Source organism: Priestia aryabhattai, assembly GCF_023715685.1.
GTDB classification, from domain to species: domain Bacteria; phylum Bacillota; class Bacilli; order Bacillales; family Bacillaceae_H; genus Priestia; species Priestia aryabhattai_B.
In genome coordinates, this window is sequence record NZ_JAMBOQ010000001.1 from 14,586 (window position 1) to 33,873 (window position 19,288).

14 protein-coding genes and 3 pseudogenes are annotated in these 19,288 nt (G+C 35.0%); 5 read left to right on the top strand and 12 right to left on the bottom strand.

Going from position 1 to position 19,288, the window contains the following annotated elements; genetic code table 11:
* Positions 1–235 precede the first annotated feature (235 nt).
* Positions 236–811, top strand: a complete 576-nt coding sequence (locus M3225_RS00090; RefSeq protein ID WP_251390137.1) for a TetR/AcrR family transcriptional regulator — start codon at positions 236–238, stop codon at positions 809–811.
* A 90-nt stretch (positions 812–901) separates the two neighbouring features.
* Complete coding sequence (locus M3225_RS00095) at positions 902–1,918, top strand: quercetin 2,3-dioxygenase (RefSeq protein ID WP_251390139.1); 1,017 nt, start codon at positions 902–904, stop codon at positions 1,916–1,918.
* Positions 1,919–2,043: 125 nt separating this feature from the next.
* Here the strand turns inward: M3225_RS00095 and M3225_RS00100 are convergent, their stop codons facing one another.
* From M3225_RS00100 to M3225_RS00110, 3 genes are all read right to left on the bottom strand, one after another.
* A complete protein-coding gene (locus M3225_RS00100; protein ID WP_251390141.1) occupies positions 2,044–3,024 on the bottom strand; it encodes a carbohydrate kinase family protein in 981 nt (326 codons plus the stop codon).
* 40 nt (positions 3,025–3,064) lie between these two features.
* Positions 3,065–4,459, bottom strand: coding sequence for an MFS transporter (locus M3225_RS00105; protein WP_251390143.1), 1,395 nt, complete (start codon positions 4,457–4,459; stop codon positions 3,065–3,067).
* Between the two features lie 287 nt (positions 4,460–4,746).
* Positions 4,747–5,808, bottom strand: coding sequence for an NAD(P)-dependent alcohol dehydrogenase (locus tag M3225_RS00110; RefSeq protein WP_251390145.1), 1,062 nt, complete (start codon positions 5,806–5,808; stop codon positions 4,747–4,749).
* Between the two features lie 301 nt (positions 5,809–6,109).
* On the opposite strand from M3225_RS00110, the gene M3225_RS00115 reads away from it, so the two are divergent.
* Complete coding sequence (locus tag M3225_RS00115; RefSeq protein WP_251390147.1) at positions 6,110–8,635, top strand: tetratricopeptide repeat protein; 2,526 nt, start codon at positions 6,110–6,112, stop codon at positions 8,633–8,635.
* A gap of 71 nt (positions 8,636–8,706) precedes the next feature.
* Here the strand turns inward: M3225_RS00115 and M3225_RS00120 are convergent.
* Positions 8,707–8,943: pseudogene (locus tag M3225_RS00120) on the bottom strand (YdeI/OmpD-associated family protein); the annotation flags it as partial.
* On the opposite strand from M3225_RS00120, the pseudogene M3225_RS00125 reads away from it, so the two are divergent.
* Positions 8,941–9,933 (top strand): annotated as a pseudogene (locus M3225_RS00125) (amino acid permease); the annotation flags it as partial. The pseudogenes M3225_RS00120 and M3225_RS00125 overlap by 3 nt on opposite strands.
* A gap of 87 nt (positions 9,934–10,020) precedes the next feature.
* On the opposite strand, the pseudogene M3225_RS00130 reads toward M3225_RS00125, so the two are convergent.
* From M3225_RS00130 to M3225_RS00140, 3 genes and pseudogenes are all read right to left on the bottom strand, one after another.
* Positions 10,021–10,641, bottom strand: a pseudogene (locus M3225_RS00130) (recombinase family protein).
* A 368-nt stretch (positions 10,642–11,009) separates the two neighbouring features.
* Positions 11,010–11,153 (bottom strand): hypothetical protein, encoded by a 144-nt coding sequence (locus M3225_RS00135; RefSeq protein ID WP_251390149.1) that lies wholly within the window; start codon positions 11,151–11,153, stop codon positions 11,010–11,012.
* Between the two features lie 306 nt (positions 11,154–11,459).
* Positions 11,460–12,083, bottom strand: coding sequence for a LysE family translocator (locus M3225_RS00140; protein WP_251390151.1), 624 nt, complete (start codon positions 12,081–12,083; stop codon positions 11,460–11,462).
* A gap of 307 nt (positions 12,084–12,390) precedes the next feature.
* Here M3225_RS00140 and M3225_RS00145 point away from each other — a divergent pair, with 307 nt between their 5' ends.
* Positions 12,391–12,582, top strand: a complete 192-nt coding sequence (locus tag M3225_RS00145) for a hypothetical protein (RefSeq protein WP_116079336.1) — start codon at positions 12,391–12,393, stop codon at positions 12,580–12,582.
* Positions 12,583–12,844: 262 nt separating this feature from the next.
* Here the strand turns inward: M3225_RS00145 and M3225_RS00150 are convergent, their stop codons facing one another.
* From M3225_RS00150 to hutP, 5 genes are all read right to left on the bottom strand, one after another.
* Entirely contained in the window at positions 12,845–13,825 is a 981-nt protein-coding gene (locus M3225_RS00150) for an agmatinase family protein (protein WP_251390153.1), read from the bottom strand.
* On the bottom strand, positions 13,800–15,095 hold the full coding sequence (gene hutI / locus M3225_RS00155; protein WP_251390155.1) for an imidazolonepropionase: 1,296 nt from the start codon (positions 15,093–15,095) through the stop codon (positions 13,800–13,802). The genes M3225_RS00150 and hutI overlap by 26 nt, the downstream gene beginning before the upstream one ends.
* Positions 15,096–15,114: 19 nt before the next feature.
* Positions 15,115–16,773 carry a urocanate hydratase gene (hutU, locus tag M3225_RS00160; RefSeq protein ID WP_251390157.1) on the bottom strand — a complete coding sequence of 553 codons (1,659 nt, stop codon included), beginning with the start codon at positions 16,771–16,773 and terminating at the stop codon, positions 15,115–15,117.
* Between the two features lie 217 nt (positions 16,774–16,990).
* Positions 16,991–18,502, bottom strand: a complete 1,512-nt coding sequence (hutH, locus tag M3225_RS00165; protein ID WP_251390159.1) for a histidine ammonia-lyase — start codon at positions 18,500–18,502, stop codon at positions 16,991–16,993.
* Positions 18,503–18,812: 310 nt separating this feature from the next.
* Positions 18,813–19,277: a hut operon transcriptional regulator HutP gene (hutP, locus tag M3225_RS00170; RefSeq protein WP_251390162.1), complete on the bottom strand. Its 465-nt coding sequence runs from the start codon at positions 19,275–19,277 to the stop codon at positions 18,813–18,815.
* Positions 19,278–19,288: the final 11 nt, after the last annotated feature.

The window sequence follows — 19,288 nt, forward strand, 5'->3', positions numbered from 1 at the left end:
ACGTATAGGAACCCCAATTCTTTATATACCCTTAAGTATGTGTTTTTAGAAAAGCTACTCAAATGAGTAGCTTTTTTCTTTGTAACAAAAGCCACTTGTTTAGCACAAGTAACTTTTTATAGTGGCTATGTGTTGGCGGGAGTATTACAGAAGTTAGAAACAGAATTTTGACTTTTTGCTCATCAAATTCTATAATTAAACCGATTGGTCTTCATAATCATTAGGAGGAAATGAAATGAACAGTAAAGGTGAGACGAAAGAAAGAATTATTAAAACCGCAGCACACCTCTTTCAACTTCAAGGATATCATGCTACAGGTCTAAATCAAATTATCAAGGAAAGTAAAGCCCCTAGAGGATCTGTTTATTATCACTTTCCAAATGGTAAAGAAGAATTGGCTATTGAAGCAGTAAAATATACAGGTAGATTTGTTGAAGAACAAATTAAAGATAGTATGGCTCAAGTCTTGGATCCTGCTGAAGCTATTCAGCATTTTATTGAAATAACGTCCAAACAGTTTAATGATCCAGAAAGCGTTGAAGGAATACCTGTAGGATTATTAGCAAGTGAAACAGCCTTAATAAGCGAACCTTTACGATGTACATGTGTTAACGTTTTTAAGAGTTGGTCAGATGTGTTTGCGAAAAAATTAATTCAACATGGGTTTAAACATGAAGAAGCAGAACAGCTTGGAATGACTATAAACTCAATGATTGAAGGTGGTATTATGTTTTCGCTTGCCCACAAAGATAAACAGCCACTTTTACTTATTTCTCAACAAATACCATTAATTTTAACTAAAAAAGGATAGTATTTTGCTATCTTTTCGTTTATATTAAATTAAGTAGACTGACCAGTCCAGTTTATATGTAGATTGGTCTACTACTAAGGAGGAAATAACATGACAATAATTATTAGTAAGTTACCGAAAAAACAAATGCCTTATTTATTACGAAATGGCAAAGGTCCTAAATACTTATTTGGCAGACAAGTAGCAACCATTATGGCTAACGCTGAAAGTACAGGTAATATGTTTGAAATCGTCTTGCTTTCAGGGGGAAAAGGAGACTCTTTCCCACTTCATCTTCATAAAGAAACCCATGAAGGCATTTTAGTTCTAGACGGAAGAGTAGAACTTATCCTTAATGGAGAAAAGCACCTACTTGTATCAGGTGACTATGCTCATATTCCAGCAGGTACAGCGCACAGCTATGAAATGAAGAGTCATCGTACTCGTTTTGTTTCCTATACAATGGCAGAAAAAGTTGCTAACTTTTATGCTGAAATTGGTAAACCTTATCAGCATGTAGAGCATCCGCCGTATGCTGAAGAATTATCTTATAAGTGCTTTTTACAAGCTGCAGCATTCTCTGATATTGAGTTTGTATTAAACGAGAAACCTATAGAGACTGAAGCTAAACTTGTAACAAACTCAAAACGTCCTGATAAAGTAGTTTCATACGTTCTTGAATCTGGCGAAGGTGATCGTCTTTTAACAGGTGACCAGCTTCATCGAATTGTGGCAGCACAGACAAATACGAATGGACAGTTTATTGTGGTTTCATCTGAAGGTCCTAAAGGAGATCGTATTGTGGATCATTACCATGAACATCATACGGAAACATTTTACTGCTTAGAAGGGCAAATGACCATGTGGGCAAATGGCGAAGAAATTGTGTTAAACCCGGGAGATTTTCTTCATGTTCCGGCTAATACAGCTCACTCATATCGTCTAGATTCTCCTTATACGAAAATGGTAGGCTTACTGGTTTCTGGTTTATTTGAACCATTCTTCCGTACGTTAGGAGACCAATATGAATATTACGTTTTCCCAGCTGAATCTCAGCCACTACGTTTTGATCGAGTTATTAAAAAGATCCACACCCTTGATTTAAAAATGGCCAATCAAAAGGAGTAGATTGAACGTTAAGCATTGTGTCATTTTAATAGAAGTACTTTTAACGTAGCAAAAAGCCACTTGTATAATGATAAGTGGCTTTTGTACTGTGTGTTTTAGGTATTGAATTGTTACTGCTAGGTTATTTACACGCTAGTAATTTCCATTTTTTCAATACTTGACATTGCCTCAATTGCTCCTATCTTTGTACATACAAGCGCTCCAACCCGATTTGCAAATGTAATAATGTCGAGTAACTGCTCAAAATCATTTTCAATGGATTTGATATTCTGTGTGTTTGCTAATTTGAATAAAGTTGCACCTACAAAAGCATCGCCAGCTCCTGTAGAGTCAATTGACTTAATAGGAATACTCTTTACTAGTTCTTTTTTTCTGCTATTAGATATCAATGTTCCTTTTCTTCCAAGAGTAACTGCTACAATTGTAGCTCCCATTTTATGTAGGGCATCAACACCTAATTCATGATCTTTAATACTTGTGATGATTTCTAATTCCTCATCACTTACTTTTACAAAATCACTTAAAGCAATAGCTTTCTTAGCAATTGAGATGAAATCACTTAATCTTCCCTTCCATAAATCCCTTCGATAGTTAGGATCAAAAGAAATAAATTTTCCTTTCTCTCTACCACTAGATATAAGACTTAAATAAGTTTCACGGAATGGAGAATTTAACATAGCCGTAGCTGAACCAAAATGAAGGATCTTAGCTTTATTTATTTCATTTAGGTCAATGTCATCCAATGTCATTAAAGCGTCAGCTCCCCTATGAAATACAAAATCTCGCTCACCATTTTCTTGCAAGGACACAAAGGCTAAGGTAGTTGCTGTTTTCTCATCCCAAGCAAGCATGGAAGTATCTACGTTTAATGAATTTAAGGTTTCTTCTAAAAAGTAACCGAATGGGTCCTTACCTACTTTACCACTAAATGATACATTCCCCCCTAGTTTGGCTATGGTTGCGCATACATTCGCTGGTGCTCCGCCGGCACTTTTTAAAAATTGGCGTCCTTCTATTAAATTAGAATTAATATCGCTACAAAAGAAATCAATTAATAATTCTCCTACACAAACAACTGAAGCATTTTCACTTATACTATTTTGCACTTATATCACACTCATTTACTTAATTTTAAAATTGAATTAACTACTTAGATTTTTTCTCTAAATCCAAAATCATTTTCTTGTATGTTTTTTCAGTTAAAGGATAAAAGCATATTATTAATACAGACAGTAAAATGAAAATTCCTGGCACTAAAGCATTCATATTTTTAATAGCATTTAGGGAAGTTACGGTTTGTTCTGCATTAGCTACATAACCTGCTATACCCAAATAAATGGCAGAGAATGAGCCAGCAAGCGCAACTCCTAACTTATTAGTAAAACTCATTAAGGAAATAACAACACCATCTGCTCGAACTCCAGTTTTCCATTCAGCATAATCTACACAATCGGCAACCATTCCCCAAGCTAGTGTGTTTAGTGGGGTTGTAAAGAATCCTGAAGCAAACAACCAAAATAAAATTAAAGTAACTGAATCAAAAGAAGTAAACTGGAGTCCTATATATGAAATAAGAGATACGCTAGCTGATACAATCATTACACTCTTTCTACCCCATTTATCGGAGAATAAAGGAATAAATAAGTTACTAATTAGTGCAGCTCCAAAAAATAAAACAGTGCCCCAAAATACTAATTCTTTTTGGTGAACATTGTAAGTAAAATAGTAAACCATTGTACTAAGTTTAATATTAAAACCGATAGCAAATGCCAAGAAAGCTGAAACTAATACTAGTAGTGGCTTGTTTTTAAACAAAACAGATAAAGTTACTTTAAGCCCATGTTTTTTACTCTTTTTAGGAACAATACGCTCTCGTACCGTAAAGAAGCTAAATAGATTTAAAATTATACTTACAACAGCATAGACTAGCGCAGTCATTTGGAATCCAAGTTCTTGATTTCTTCCTCCAAGAGCTGTTACAAGAGGTGTTGCGCATGAAATGGAGAGGAGTATTCCTACATAAACTAATATCATACGAGTAGTCGTTAAAACCGTACGTTCCTGAACATTATTAGTAATTCGTCCTGTTAAACTATTAACTGGAATCGTTTGCATACTAAAAGTCATCCCTAGTAAGATATAGGTAATATACATATATATAATATTTCCAGTTGACCCTAAGTGAGGGTTGGTAAAACATAGGATAGTGAATAACGCAAAAGGAAGTGAGACCCACAACAAATATGGTCTTGCTTTTCCCCAACGTGTATTAGTTTTATCTAAAATAACTCCCATTATAGGGTCGCAAATAGCATCCAGAACTCGTACTACTAAAAACAATGTCGCAACAACTGCAGGATGAATACCTCCAACATCAGTGTAATAGAAAAGTAGATAGGCATTAACGAATTGAAAAACAATATTATATGACATATCTCCCAATCCATATCCAAACCGTTCTAACCAGGACAGCCTAGTAGTAGAACTAGATTTGTCTTTATTTTCAGTCTCTAATATTTGTGATTGTTCTGCGTTTAACATAGGCAATACCCCCAGAATGCGTTTTCAAAAATATGTTAAGAAAACCAATATAAAATCCGCTTATGGACCTTTTCTTTTAATAAAACAATTGTTACTTAGTGAAGCCTGAGGAAGAACTACTCTTTTTTCTTTTCTAATCATTAAATCTTAAAAAAAACAGACGCGGACTACTTGCAGTTGTTCTATTTTTAAATCCGCATCTGAAAATTAGAAGTCAAAGAATTTTGTTATAAATAACAATTAAAACCTAGCTTCCAAGTTTAGTGTTTTATTCCATTAAATCAAAATTATTCGTTTGGATACACTATAACTTTTAAACATTCGTTTTTAAAATTCAGTGCCCTCTCCATCGCTTCATGTGTGTCAGCTAACGCATATTTATCTGTTACAAGGTTCTTTGTATCAATTGCACCATAAGCAAGAAACTTAATTCCCTTTGGATAAGTGTTGGCATAACGGAAAATACCATATATATCAATCTCATTATCGGCAATAAATGGTACATCGAGTGCAATGTCACTTTGAGGAGGTAAACCTACAATTGCTAATTTTCCACCACGACGAAGTGAAGCTAATGAAGATTGTAATGCTTTTGGGTTTCCTGCTGTCTCCCACGCAACGTCAACGCCTATGTTATCGGTAATGTTTTTAATTTCATTAAGAGGATCTTTCTCTCTGATATTAATAACATGAGTTGCCCCCATTCGTTTTGCTGCCTCAAGACGCAATGGTTCTAAGTCTGTTGCTATTATTGTACTTGCTCCACATGCTTTCGCTGCGGCCACTGCCATTAGACCTACCGGTCCCATTCCCATAATAGCAATTGTTGACCCCGGCTGAAGTTTTGTTCTCGTCGCTGCGTGAATGCCAACTGAAAAAGGTTCTATTAAGGCAGCATCTTCATAGGAAAGGGTATCTGGGATTGAAAAGACAAAATCCTGACGCATTTTTATATATTGAACAAAGGCACCATCAACCGGTGGTGTTGCCAAAAATTGAACATCTGGACAAAGGTTATATCTTCCCTCTTTGCATGCTTCACAATGTCCACAGGTTACTCCTGGTTCAACGGCTACGCGGTCACCTACACTAAATCTTTCAACAGATGATCCAATAGCTACAATCTCACCTGAGCACTCATGTCCAAGGATAAATGGTTTCTCTACTTTGTATTTACCAATTCTACCGTGGGTATAATAATGTAAGTCTGAGCCACAAATCCCTACAGCCATTACTTTAATTAAAACTTCATTATCATCAATTTGTGGTATAGGTAGTGTTTCAATACTAATTTCTCTTGTGCCGTGCATGACAGCTGCTTTCATAGTTTTAGGTAAGTTGTTATTCATCAATAATTTTCCTTTCTTTAATAGAATTTCTATATAAATCCATAACGTGAAAATTAATATGAATTTATTTTTAACTCATAAACCTCTAATGTACTTGACTGTATCTTAAATATATTTCTATTATTATGTAAGTGCATACATTTTGAAGTTTTTTATTACATGAGCTAATTTTACCTGTTAACATCACATTATTAATAGCCTTTTGTACTGTATAAAAGTACAGTAGCACTGTACTTTCCTTTTTTATATACAAAAAAAGATATAGCGTTAAAATAAAGCTAATAGGAGGTGTAAAGTTCTTATGGCTGAAATTGAAGATCAGAAGAAATTTGCAGAACTGTTATCTTTGGGTGTTAAAGAACTAAAACTTCACCCTGATTATAAGATTAAAAGAAAAAAAGGCGAAGATAGCTCACTAGGACAATCTTATATAGCTAATGTCGCCAATGAATTAGGTGTATCATCCAATACAATTAAAAGTTGGATAGGCCAGATGGGTTTGAAATATATTCCTGGCCGTATTGATGATGGGAAGCTTTTCGGTGTCATATGGATAATACTAAAAAAAACGGATTTAGATATAGATTGGTTCTCAAAACTGATGGAAACAACTTCTATACCTATTCTTAAACCTGCTTTACCTGCTTGGGTATCTTCATGTCTGGGAAAGGCGAAAATATTAGGGGCAGACAACTCATTTGGCGCACCCCTTAATGGAGATATTGAGGAAGTAGTTAAACAACTATTTTCTAATAAACAGCAGACTGAAGATGCTAATTTCAAAGAATATTCCACAATACATAATTTACCAACACGTTGGTCAGGCGTTTTTATTGGAAGACACATTGACTTAGAGGCAATTCGCCAGTGGGTAAATTCCCCTTCTCCATTATGTTTAATTGCCGGATGGGCTGGTATTGGAAAAACAACCATTGCTCTTGAAGTAGCATACGCATGTGTTCAGGAGCATTATAAGGAAGTAGAAAACCTTGAAATGGATTGGCCAAAATTCAACTCTATAATATGGTTTAGTGCCGATTGGAAAGGACTAACCTTTAGTGACTTTCTAAATACAATTGCTTACCAACTTGGACGGATAGAACAAATAAACCGATCAATTGATGAAAAACGTTTTGTGGTTCGTAATGCACTGGCTAATTATGCAAAAGAAGAATCCGTATTACTTGTTATAGATAGTATCGATACAGCTGAAAGTGAAATTTATGAATTTATTACTAATCTTCCACAAGGCGTTAAAGTATTACTCACATCTCGTGAGAATCTACAACAAAAATATAGAAACAACTTTAGAGATATGGTAACCATTCAACTAAAGGGTCTGGAAAAAGATGACGCTCTTAACTATCTTTCTTATGAAGTGCAACAACATATGAAAATGTCTAATTCTTCAAATAAACAAGAACAAATGGAACAGTTATTAAATAGCCCTCGTGAAATTCGCGAAGAGCTAATTTCGGCTACTGCTGGAAACCCTAAAGCTATCGCGCTTAGTATAGCTTACATTGCAGATGATGACATTCCTGCTCAGCAACTCATTGAGGAACTGGGCAAAGCAGGTTACTCACTTTTGGAATTATTTGATTTTCTTTTTGGACGTACGTGGGAGCGATGTAATGAGGACACTTTACTTCTATGGAAAGTGTTATGTTTTTTCAGTAAACCTCCTGATGAGGAAAGTTGGGCAACAGTGGCTGGACTAGACGCTCGAAGATTCCATTTTGCTGTTGATCAAATGAAACTATTTGCACTTATTCAAGGAGAACGTATAGAAGGAAAAATTCATTATTTAGGGCATCAAACCGTAGTAACGTATGGTGAACAACGATTGTTAGAAGATAAACAATTCGAAAATATAGCACGTAAGCGTTGGAGCCAATACTATATCCAGTATTTAGACAACCATTTAAAACGAGATCTTCCTGATTCTATTTATTGGAGTTATTTACTTGGTCGTGATTTGGAGGAAATTAAGAAAGAATGGCTAAATATACTTAAAGTTATAAAATGGGCAAACAAATCCGACCAAAAAGAGCTTTTGATTGAACTTGTAATTCGTATAAGCCATTTTCTAAGTCGAATTAATTTACCTTTAAGGATTAAATATGGGAAAATAGCAGCAGATTATGCAAAACAACTTAGAAAACATACACATGAAGCATTTTTTCGAATCGACACATTGGGGTGGGCACTGATGGAGGTCAATAACCTAGATGATTCCCTACTACAAATAGATTCCGGTCTAAAGACACTAGATCAGTTAAGCTCAGACAATTCTGATGTTTACGATTTGAAGGCTTTGGGACTTTCCTTAAAAGCAAGGCTTTTTTTAAAGAAGAATAATCCTAAGAAAGCAGAACGTATTCTTAAAGAAGTTAGGGAGATTTCTACTACACCAGTTATTCAGCATAGAATTTTGCTAGTGCGCGGTGATTTATTTATGCTGTATAAAAATTATGAAGCAGCCATCTGGTTATACGAAGAAGCTAATGAAATCAGTTTAATCTATGGAGGAGAAAAGACCATTGAAGCTTACTTCAATTTAGGAGTAGCTTATGTCATTTGTGATAAGCTTGAAGAAGCAGAAAAATGCTTTAATAGCCTTCTTTATCAAAAAGATAAAGCCAACCAAATTGAATTAATATATTACCACTATGGAATGGCCCAATTGTTATTACGAAAAGGAGAGCATATGGAGGCTTTACAATCAAGCCAAAAAGCTATCAACCTTATCGATTCTTGGGGACCAACCATTAGTATTCGAAAAGAAGTAGAAGAATTCAATGACGTCATTAAACATAATATTTGAAAGAATTAAGTAGAAAAAAGCCACTTGTTTTATATAAGTGGCTTCTTAAATTGGCTATTTTTTAAATAACTTTAATCATTTAACCCTTTTCCATTGAGAATGTTCTGCATACATTTTTCAACCCTTGATTCTCGAGTCTTAGATTGCTTAGCTGTAGAAAAATAAATAATATATGCTCTTTGCCGTTCTGGAGTCAATGCTTCAAAAGCTGTTTTCAGTGCAGGAATTTCATCAAATTTATGTTGAAGTTCTTCAGGGATAATCAGTTCTTCAGGCTTTTTAACTTTCAAACCGGCTTTTTCCACTTTTCTGTCAAGTCTTTTGGTGAATTTGAATATTGGTCTTCTTTAATTAAAGTAGTGAGTCTTGTTCTGTTTTTAATCCTTGGAGGGGCTATCATATGCGGTTTTATATCAGGAGTAGAGTCACCTGGAACATCAAACCTTTTTCATAGAGATGGGTTCCTTCCCAATGGAATCAGTTCAGTCTTTTTAGGAGTAACGGTTGTAATGTTCTCATTTATGGGAACCGAGTTTGTAGCCACAGCAGCAGGTGAATCACCTCATCCAGAGAAAGCAATTATATCCGCAACAAATACTGTCATCTATAGAATTTTACTTTTCTATCTTAGTTTTATCCTGATTCTTGTAACAGTTCTTCCTTGGGATTCTTCTAGTTTGATGAAACGTCCTTTTGTATCGCTATTAGAAATCGTCAATATTCCAGCAGCAGCTCAAGTAATGAATTTTCTCTTGTTAATAGCTGTACTTTCTTGCTTAAATTCAGGTCTTTATACAAGTTCTCGCATGTTATTTTCTATGGCTCAGAAAGGAGATGCACCTAAACTATTTTTAAAGGTAAATAGAAAAGGAATTCCCTTTAATGCAATTATAGGCTGTACAATTATCTCTTATATTAGCGTAGGTTTTAATTATCTTTCTCCTGATAAGATTTTTTTGTTTCTAGTCAATGCTTCTGGAGGAGTCGCTCTTCATGTATATTTGGTAATCGCTTTCTCTCAATTACGTATGCGTAAAAGTTGTGAAAAGGAGCAGCCCGAGAAACTCAAAATAAGGATGTGGCTGTTCCCTTACTTAACATACAGCACGATTGTTGGCATTACTAGTATTTTTATCGCAATGCCTTTTATTGATTCTTTATGTACACAGTTCTTTTTAACTTTACTAATAGCTTTATTCATTATAGGATCTTTCTTTCTTACAAAAAACAGAAGGAATATAACAAAAGTAGAAATAGAGAAAAATTCATTATTAACGTTTATAAGTTTTAAAAGTTAACATTTATTTCATAATCATTATAAAAAGCTCGTGTAAAATAGGCTTATCTCTAAGAAGTAAGCAATTTTTAGACGAGTTTCTTCTTAATTATATAGTAGTCACATTATGCGTATTTTCATGTTGCTTTACTAACTTATAAAACGTTGTCTTTTTTATATTTGCTTCCTTCATTGCCTGTACGGCTGTAATTTCTTTTTGCTTCCATCGATTATAAACTTCAATAAACTCTTTACTGACTTGAGCTTTAGGTCGCCCGAAAGATACTCCCTTATTCAGCGCAGCATCAATACCCTCACGTTGTCGCTTACGAATTCGGTCCCGTTCTTCTTGAGCCATCCAAGACAAAATTTAAAGAACTAAATCGGCAATGAATGTGCCTAAACTGTCCTTATACTGAGTTGTATCAAGCAACGGCATATTCAAGACGACAATGTCAGCCTCAATCTCTTTTGTGATCGCATTCCACTCTTGTAAAATTTCTTCTTTATTACGACCGAAACGATCTAACGAATGAATATAAAGGATATCCTCTTTACGAATCATTCGTTTCAATAATTGATACTGTTCTCGATTGAAGTTTTTTCCACTTTGTTTATCAATGAAAATATCGCGAGGAGAAATACCCACTTCTTGCAGGGATTGAAGTTGACGACCTTCATTTTGATCTTGACTGCTTACACGTATGTATCCAAATCTTCTGTTTTCCATTTTTACACCCCTTTTATAGATCTCTTCTTCTTATTCTACAAAAAAACGTTCGTAAAAGTGTATTATCTTTAATAAACGTTCGTAATTAACTTTAGAACTTAAACGAACGTTAAAAAAGATAGATTTTCTATCCAAAAGAAAAGTCCGTAAAGGTATACTTTTACGGACTATGAATTTGTTTCAGAACGTTAAAGGAAAGCTTGCTACCTAAAGCCAGTTTCCCTAACAGATATTATAAAAAGCTAAGTCCTTTAAGCATAAAGAACTTAGCTTTTTATTTTCATCAGAAAAATGATTAATAAGTTTTTTACAACAAAAATCAAAGTTAAACGCCTTGATTAGTTAACTAAGAATATCTCCAATTATTATCATGTTAATAGGATATCATTTAATAAAGCTAGTTCTACTTTAAATGGATCGTTAATTTTTCTAAGCTCACAATAACCAGAACTATAAATATGAATGATTTTAAATCGTTTACCGCGATAGAAAACTTCTTTATTAATTGACATACCTTCCCTCCAGGTTTGATATTATAGTTTGTTTCACATATTAACCATTTTCTTATCTAAAATCTATCTGGAATAAAATCAAGATTCTTTTCCCTTTTTTATTTGTTTCAAAACATAAATTTAAAATACACTTCATTTTTTATGTATGTACATATTTTTTTACTCTTTTGAGCAAATTAACTGAGATGGATGAATCATCACTTTACGACTAACGTTCAATAAACAGAAAATCCACTGATTAAGCCCAGTGGATTTTCTGTTTTTAAGCTATATAGGAATCCGTATCGATAATGAAATCGCAACTATCTAATTATGAGCCTTTTCTAGAGCTAGTTTTATACCAAATCCTATCAGTATAGTACCTGTTATTCCTTCGATAACCTTTTGTGTCTTAGGCTTCTTCATAAAAGCACTAATCTGGTTAAGTAAATAAATATAAAATAAATACCACACGACGGTTAATACAATATAAGTTATCCCAAGTATAAGAAACGGCATAAACGTATTGCTTCCAGGATTCACGAACTGTGGCAGAAAGGTTAGGAAGAAAACAGCTATTTTTGGATTTAGTAAATTGGTAAGGAAACCTTGTTTGAAAGAAGACTTATTCTTATATTTATTTTCGGCAGTTGTTTCTGCTTTTTCTTTATTTCTCAATGTCCATAATGACTTGATGCCTAAATAAATTAAGTACACTGCACCGATATATTTGAAGATAGAAAATAACAAAACCGATTTCGCAATAATCGCCGAAAGTCCTAAAATAGCAGTTAATGTGTGAATAGATAGTGCACAACAAATTCCAAGCATCGTTTTAAACCCTCCCTGTCTCCCAACAGTTAGAGTGTTTTTTGTCATGATTGCAGTATCCGGACCAGGTAAAATAACTAGAAATATGCATGTAATCACAAACAAATAAAAGTTTTCCATTTTGTTATCGCCTCTCGATCAAAATAGTTCTGTATCTATAATTCTTACATGGTATTATATGTTAATTATTAATTGAAGATAAACACTGTAATATTTTTCATTGTTTTTTCTGAACTAATGAGTTCCTTTTATTGTGCGTTTCAGAAAAGTGATTATGTTAACTGAACATATATATGACATACAGATTAAAAACAGAAAATGCTACTGAAGTTTACTCTTTTATACAAAAAATAAGCTTATAAATGAAGGAGCTTTATCTTCAGCATAGAATATTTCTATACATTCAAAAGAAAAAGGAGTTGTTTTTGTGCATCAACAAATGGAAACCAGCAAAGAAATAAAACTTTTGAAAGCTGAAATTGATTTATGTAATCAGATTAAAAAGTTATTGATGGAAAAAGGGCAGAGATATTTATCTTCTAAACAAGAGTATACAGATTATGATATTTTAAAAATTGCTTTAAATAGATTAATGAATGAAGTAAATTTCAGATATTAAAAGACTAAAAAATACCTAAAAATATAAAGGATATAGATATTATTTAAAATGTTACATAATAAATTTATCTAAATGGAAAAAAGAGAAGATCACAAATGTGTTCTTCTCTTTTATTGTATAGGTTCCTGTAAAGATAATATACAGCGTTTGACTATAAGATCGATATTAGATACTTTTTAAAAATAGAGCACGTTAACCATCACTCTTACAAATAAAGCGAAATAAATTATTATTTAATGTAAAAGGTTAAAAATTCATATTATTACCTATTTAAAAAACCTGTTAAAAAGGTTAAAAATACATGTACTCCTGCTTTAATAGTAATTCCACTTTTATCACGTAGAGGGTCTAAACATACAATATCCATTGCTTGGACTAATGGATGTGAACCAGCCATATATATCGCTTCGAACAATTCATCCGTTCTCATTCCTCCTGTAGTTCCTGCTGGTACACCAGGGGCATAAGCAACATCAAGAACATCCATATCTACTGTAAGATAGATGACATCCACTTTCTTAGCTAAATCGTCTAAGGCTTTTTCAACTGTATTAGAGATTCCTGTTTTTCTAGCTTGAAGTAAGGTCACGTAATTAATATTGTGTGTATCTGCATACTCTTTGAGAGATTTCGAGTTATAAAGCCCATGCAGGCCAATATTCCAAACGTTTTTGCCTTCAATCGTACCACTCTCAATCAAGTTTCGAATGGGTGTTCCATTTGATGGTCCGTTATCTTCTAAACTGCGTAAATCGAAATGTGTATCGAATTGAAGAATTCCTATACGTTGTTCTGGATGCGACGATTTCCAGCCCTTTACTAACATAGCCGTAATCGAATGATCTCCCCCTAACATGATAGGCAGTGTATGAGGGTGATATTTCCGCATTGAAATCATTGCTTCTTTAATATACTGGTGAGAAAGTGAAATATCTGTTACATGCTGTTTGACATCGCCTAAATCTAAAACCGATAAGGGGGTCAAATCCGTATCATATTCAATATGATACGGATTAAACGACTTCCATAGTTGTCTCATGGCAAGGGGTGTTTCACTTGCCCCGGAGGCACTAATAGAAGATCTTGAAAGAGGGACTCCCAAAACGGTTACATCTACAGCTTGAAAATCTATTTCATCTTGCACTTCAAATGTCTCGATCCAATCACTTACTTTAGGTTCAGTGGAACGCTGTCTTTCCCAATGAAAAGAGGGACGATTAAGTTGTGGGTACGGGTACATCACATAAAGCCCCACCTTCCACGATCACTTGTCCTTTTTTAATGACAGTATCTACAAGGTTCACTGCATAGTTATACTGCAACGTTTGATAATTCGGTGCATCAAATAAAACAAGGTCCCCTTTCTTTCCTACTTCGATACTCCCCACTTCATCAGCTTTTCCAATGGCATGAGCTGCATTAATTGTACATGCTGTTAGAACTTCGGCTGGCGTCATCTTCATCGTAAGACATGCTAGATTCATAATAAAAGGTAATGATTCAGTAGGCGATGACCCTGGATTACGATCAGTTGAAAGGGCAACCGGAACTCCAGCTTCAATCATCTTTCTTGCATTCGCAGGCTTCTCCATTAAAAAGAACGCTGTACCTGGCAACAAGACTGCAATAACACCCCTTTTAGCCATTTGCTTAATACCTTCATCCGATGCTTGTAATAAATGGTCTGCTGAAACAGCCCCTACCTTTGCTGCAAGTTCTGCACCGCCAAATTGAACAATTTCATCCGCATGTATTTTTGGTTTTAAACCATATCTTTTTCCTGCCTCAAGAATTCGCTCGGACTGTTCAATTGTAAAGACTCCTTCTTCACAAAAAACATCGCAAAACTCAGCCAAATTTTCTTCTGCAACTCTTGGAATCATTTCCTCTATCACTAAACGAACAAATTCGTCTGGATTTTCTTTATATTCAACTGGAACAGCATGAGCTCCCATGAAGGTAGAAACTAAATCTATAGGATGCCTTTCATCGAGCTTTTTTGCTGCTCGTAGCTGTTTCAATTCATCTTCCAGTGTCAAACCATATCCACTTTTCGCTTCAATCGTTGTAACTCCATATTGTAGAAAACGATTTAGGCGTTTGGAGGTTTCTTGAATCAACTGTTCTTCTGTAGCTTCTCTTGTACTTGTTGTTGTTTGGAGAATTCCTCCGCCTGCCTTTAGGATATCAATATATTTAGCTCCGTTTAATCGCATCTCTAGCTCTTTTTCACGACTTCCCCCAAACACAATATGAGTATGAGCATCGATTAGACCTGGAGTAACAATTTTTCCTGAAGCATCAATCGTATTTATATGTCCATTCAAAGTATGAACATAGCGTTCTGCTTCAACATCTGATCCAACAAATGTAATCATTCCATTTTCCACTACAACACTGCCATGTTCGATAATACCGATATCGGACATATCTTGAGCACGTTTTGGTTCTTTACTTCCACCTCTAACTGTAATCAGTTGTGAGGCACGTTTAATATACGTAATAGATGACATAATACTCACTCCGTTTCCTTTAGTCTAATGTTGGAATGTTCATGCCTTTTTCCTTGGCTGTTTGAATGGCTAACTCATAGCCTGCATCTAAATGGCGAACAACCCCCATACCAGGATCTGTTGTTAATACGCGTTCAAGACGTTTAGCCGCATCTTCCGTGCCATCTGCTACTACAACCATACCTGCATGAAGAGAATATCCCATTCCTACGCCGCCACCATGGTGGACGGATACCCAACTTGCCCCTGCAGCTGTATTAACTAGTGCATTTAAAATTGGCCAATCTGCTACAGCATCACTGCCATCTCTCATCGCTTCTGTTTCGCGGTTTGGCGAAGCAACAGATCCTGCGTCTAAATGATCTCTACCAATAACAATAGGTGCTGAAAGTTCTCCGGATGCAACCATTTCATTAATAATTTTTCCAAATCGTGCACGTTCTCCATATCCTAGCCAACAGATACGCGCCGGTAATCCTTGAAATTCAATTTTTTCTCTCGCCATTTTAATCCAGTTACAAAGATGAGTATTATATGAGAATTCACGTAAAATAACTTCGTCTGTTTTATAAATATCTTCTGGATCACCTGATAAAGCTACCCAACGGAAAGGCCCTTTTCCTTCACAGAATTGAGGACGGATATAAGCAGGTACAAAACCTGGGAAGTTGAACGCGTCTTTTACGCCTTCATCTAACGCTACTTGACGAATATTATTTCCATAGTCGAAAGCAATGGCTCCTTCTTTCTGCATATCTAACATAGCCTGAACATGAACAGCCATACTAGCCTTAGATTTCCTTACATATTCTTCAGGATTATCGGTACGTAATACTTCCCCTTGTTCTAAAGTAAAGCCTACTGGAAGGTATCCATTTAATGGATCATGTGCGGATGTCTGATCCGTTACAATGTCTGGAATAAAGCCGCGTTTAATCATTTGAGGAAGTACTTCAGCTGCATTTCCAACCAAACCAATCGAGAGCGCTTTTCCTGAGTCTCTTGCTTCTTGTGCTAAAGCAATAGCATCATCTAAGCTTTCTAACACAACGTCACAATATCGTGTTTCAATTCGTTTTTCAATACGTGTTCGATCAACATCAATTCCAATGACTACACCTCCTGCCATTGTAACGGCTAATGGCTGGGCGCCTCCCATGCCTCCTAATCCAGCTGTTACGGTAATGGTACCTTCGAGACTACCATTAAAATGTTGTTTCGCACATTCAGCAAATGTTTCATACGTACCTTGTACAATGCCTTGGCTTCCAATATAAATCCAGCTACCGGCTGTCATTTGCCCATACATCATCAATCCTTTTTTATCGAGTTCATGGAATTTTTCCCAATTTGCGAATGCAGGAACAATATTGGAGTTAGCTAAGAGTACACGTGGTGCATCTTTATGAGTTTTGAAAACAGCTACAGGCTTCCCTGACTGTACTAATAGTGTTTCATCCTCTTCTAGATTTTTCAAAGTAGCTACGATACGATCGAATGCATCCCAATTTCGAGCTGCCTTCCCTATTCCCCCATATACAATTAATTTCTCTGGATGTTCGGCTACTTGTGGGTCTAAATTGTTCATTAACATACGAAGAACAGCTTCTTGGACCCAACCTTTTGTATTTAATTCTTTTCCATGAGGCGCCTTAATTACTTTTTGTTCAGTAGTCATATTTTTTCCCCCTGTAAATTAATTCAAATAATTTTAAACTGTTTTTTCAAATTTATTCTTATAGATAATTGCTTATAATCTGGCCATATTTCATACGGGTTTACTTTATACAGGAAATCTCATAAATTCTCATAATTGAGAAAAAGAAAGATTTATACCCTAATATTTTAATAAGTTTTTGCTAAAGTTTTATAATAAAAACGACTTCACACGTTCATTAACGTACCATTTCGTAATTAACTTCTTTTACAACCCCTTTTAAATCAGCAGCTAATTTTTCAATATCACGTGAGAAGATTCGATCTTTTGTAATTGTTGGAACAACTTTTCTAATTCTCGAATAAAGTTTCGTTGTTTCTGGAGCTAACTTACTTACACCTCTAATATCAGCAGCCTGAGCAGCACAGATAGCTTCGATGGCAAGAACCCTTCTGCTATTTTGAATAATTTGATAAGCATGGCGAGCAGCAGTTGTTCCCATACTCACATGATCTTCTTGATTAGCAGAAGATGGAATAGAGTCTACACTAGAAGGATGAGCTAATGTCTTATTTTCCGAAACTAATGAAGCAGCAGCATATTGAGTAATCATTAAGCCTGATTGAAGACCAGGGTCTGGACTTAAAAATGCCGGTAAATCACTTAGTTGGGGATTCACCAATCGTTCGATACGTCTTTCAGAAATATTTCCTACTTCAGACATTGCAATTCCAAGAAAGTCCATCGCAAAAGCGATAGGTTGCCCATGGAAGTTTCCACCGGAAATAACATTTCCACTGTCCGAGAAGATTAGTGGATTATCTGTTGCTGAGTTTATCTCAATCGATAGTTTCTCTTTTACATAATTTAAAACTTGTTGAATAGCACCATGAACTTGTGGGATGCATCGTAATGAATACGCATCTTGAACTCGAATTTGTCCTTGAGTAGTGGTTAGTTGACTACCGTCAAGGTAAGAAAGAATTCGTTCGGCCACTTGTTTCTGTTCAGGGTAAGGTCTTACAGAATGAGATTCTGGTGTGAAAGCGTCAACAATTCCTTGTAAACCTTCTAATGTTAGGGAAGCAATTCCATCTGAAAGGTCAGCTAACTTTTGAGCCTCCATATAAGCAACCACACCTACAGCAGTCATAGCTTGGGTTCCATTGATTAAAGCAAGCCCTTCCTTAGCTTGCAATTTGATTGGTTGAAGGCCTGCTAATTTCAATGCTTCTGCACCTGACATTTTTTCACCATCAAAGACGGCTTCGCCTTCTCCAACTAATAATAGGGCTAAGTGCGATAGAGGAGCTAGATCACCACTTGCTCCTAGTGATCCTTGACTAGGAATAACTGGAACGATATTTTGATTTAAACAATCTATTAATAACTGCAGCGTTTCTAGACGAATTCCTGAATAGCCTTTCGCTAATGCATTAGCTCTTAGAAGTAACATAACTTGGCTTACTTCTATAGGAAATGGCTCCCCAAGCCCACAAGCATGGCTTCGAATTAAATTGATTTGTAAATCGGCTAAATCATCCTTTGAAATAACTGTGTCACTGAATTTCCCAAATCCTGTGTTCACACCGTAAATTACCTTGTTATTGGTAATGCTATCCTCCACTAAAGCTCTACTTCTTTTGATATTTTCTAGCGCGTGATCACTAATTTTAACAGAATAACCTTCATAAATAACTTGGTGAATTTGTTCATACGTTAATGAGTTACCGTCTATTTGAACAAACATTCTAATCACTCCTTTTTAAATTAAAAAATCTTGTTGTTTTTTGAACATAAAAAGGGGCTATATCAAAAAAGAAACAAATCTTTTTTGATATAGCCCCCTATAAACTAAACTGAATAAACTATGGGCTTTAAATACAATTTTAAATATCTAAAACAAACATAACTAACAATGCTAAATGAATCTATACTTTAAGATCTAAAGCTTAAAGCAACTAATGTATCTGAAACCAGTATCTCTTTATCTGAATAATTTGTCAATTGTTTTTTTAAAATTAAAAAATATTTATTTAAACTACTTTGAATAGATTTTTTTAGATATGGTTGAATCCAAAACCTAATGCATCATGTTCAAACCCTTTTTTGGGGGCACCTATAGTTCCATAGACACATACACTAATCCATTCTCCACCATAACCAGAGGAGTCAATATTTCCTCTGACAATTGAAAAAGTTAAACCAACTGTACGTAAAATATCTCCTAACTGTAAAGTCCCCCTACTTACTCCCTGAATTGCTTCCAATATGGCATGATAAAGAGCATGGACTTCCCTATACGAATTAGCATTTATAATATGGTTATTTTTAGCACTTGTTTCAACAGCAGCAACTACTTTTGATAGCTCCATAGCCCCAACTTTTCCAACTGTATAGTTATAACCCCTTGAGTTCAGTTCTTGTTCAACTTCTTTCACCAGTTCAGTATTATGCAAGAGAACCAATAAAGAAGTTAACTTACCCATTGAAAAATTATTCTTTTGTTTAACCTGATTGCTCATAAAATGTTCCC

Coding starts and splice junctions, on each gene's coding strand:
- hutP (WP_251390162.1), bottom strand. CDS start 19,277: ATGAGCAATCAGGTTAAACAAAAGAATAATTTTTCAATGGGTAAGTTA.
- hutH (WP_251390159.1), bottom strand. CDS start 18,502: ATGTTTGTTCAAATAGACGGTAACTCATTAACGTATGAACAAATTCAC.
- M3225_RS00110 (WP_251390145.1), bottom strand. CDS start 5,808: ATGAATAACAACTTACCTAAAACTATGAAAGCAGCTGTCATGCACGGC.
- M3225_RS00135 (WP_251390149.1), bottom strand. CDS start 11,153: ATGTCAATTAATAAAGAAGTTTTCTATCGCGGTAAACGATTTAAAATC.
- M3225_RS00115 (WP_251390147.1), top strand. CDS start 6,110: ATGGCTGAAATTGAAGATCAGAAGAAATTTGCAGAACTGTTATCTTTG.
- M3225_RS00095 (WP_251390139.1), top strand. CDS start 902: ATGACAATAATTATTAGTAAGTTACCGAAAAAACAAATGCCTTATTTA.
- hutI (WP_251390155.1), bottom strand. CDS start 15,095: ATGTCATCTATTACGTATATTAAACGTGCCTCACAACTGATTACAGTT.
- hutU (WP_251390157.1), bottom strand. CDS start 16,773: ATGACTACTGAACAAAAAGTAATTAAGGCGCCTCATGGAAAAGAATTA.
- M3225_RS00105 (WP_251390143.1), bottom strand. CDS start 4,459: ATGTTAAACGCAGAACAATCACAAATATTAGAGACTGAAAATAAAGAC.
- M3225_RS00140 (WP_251390151.1), bottom strand. CDS start 12,083: ATGGAAAACTTTTATTTGTTTGTGATTACATGCATATTTCTAGTTATT.
- M3225_RS00090 (WP_251390137.1), top strand. CDS start 236: ATGAACAGTAAAGGTGAGACGAAAGAAAGAATTATTAAAACCGCAGCA.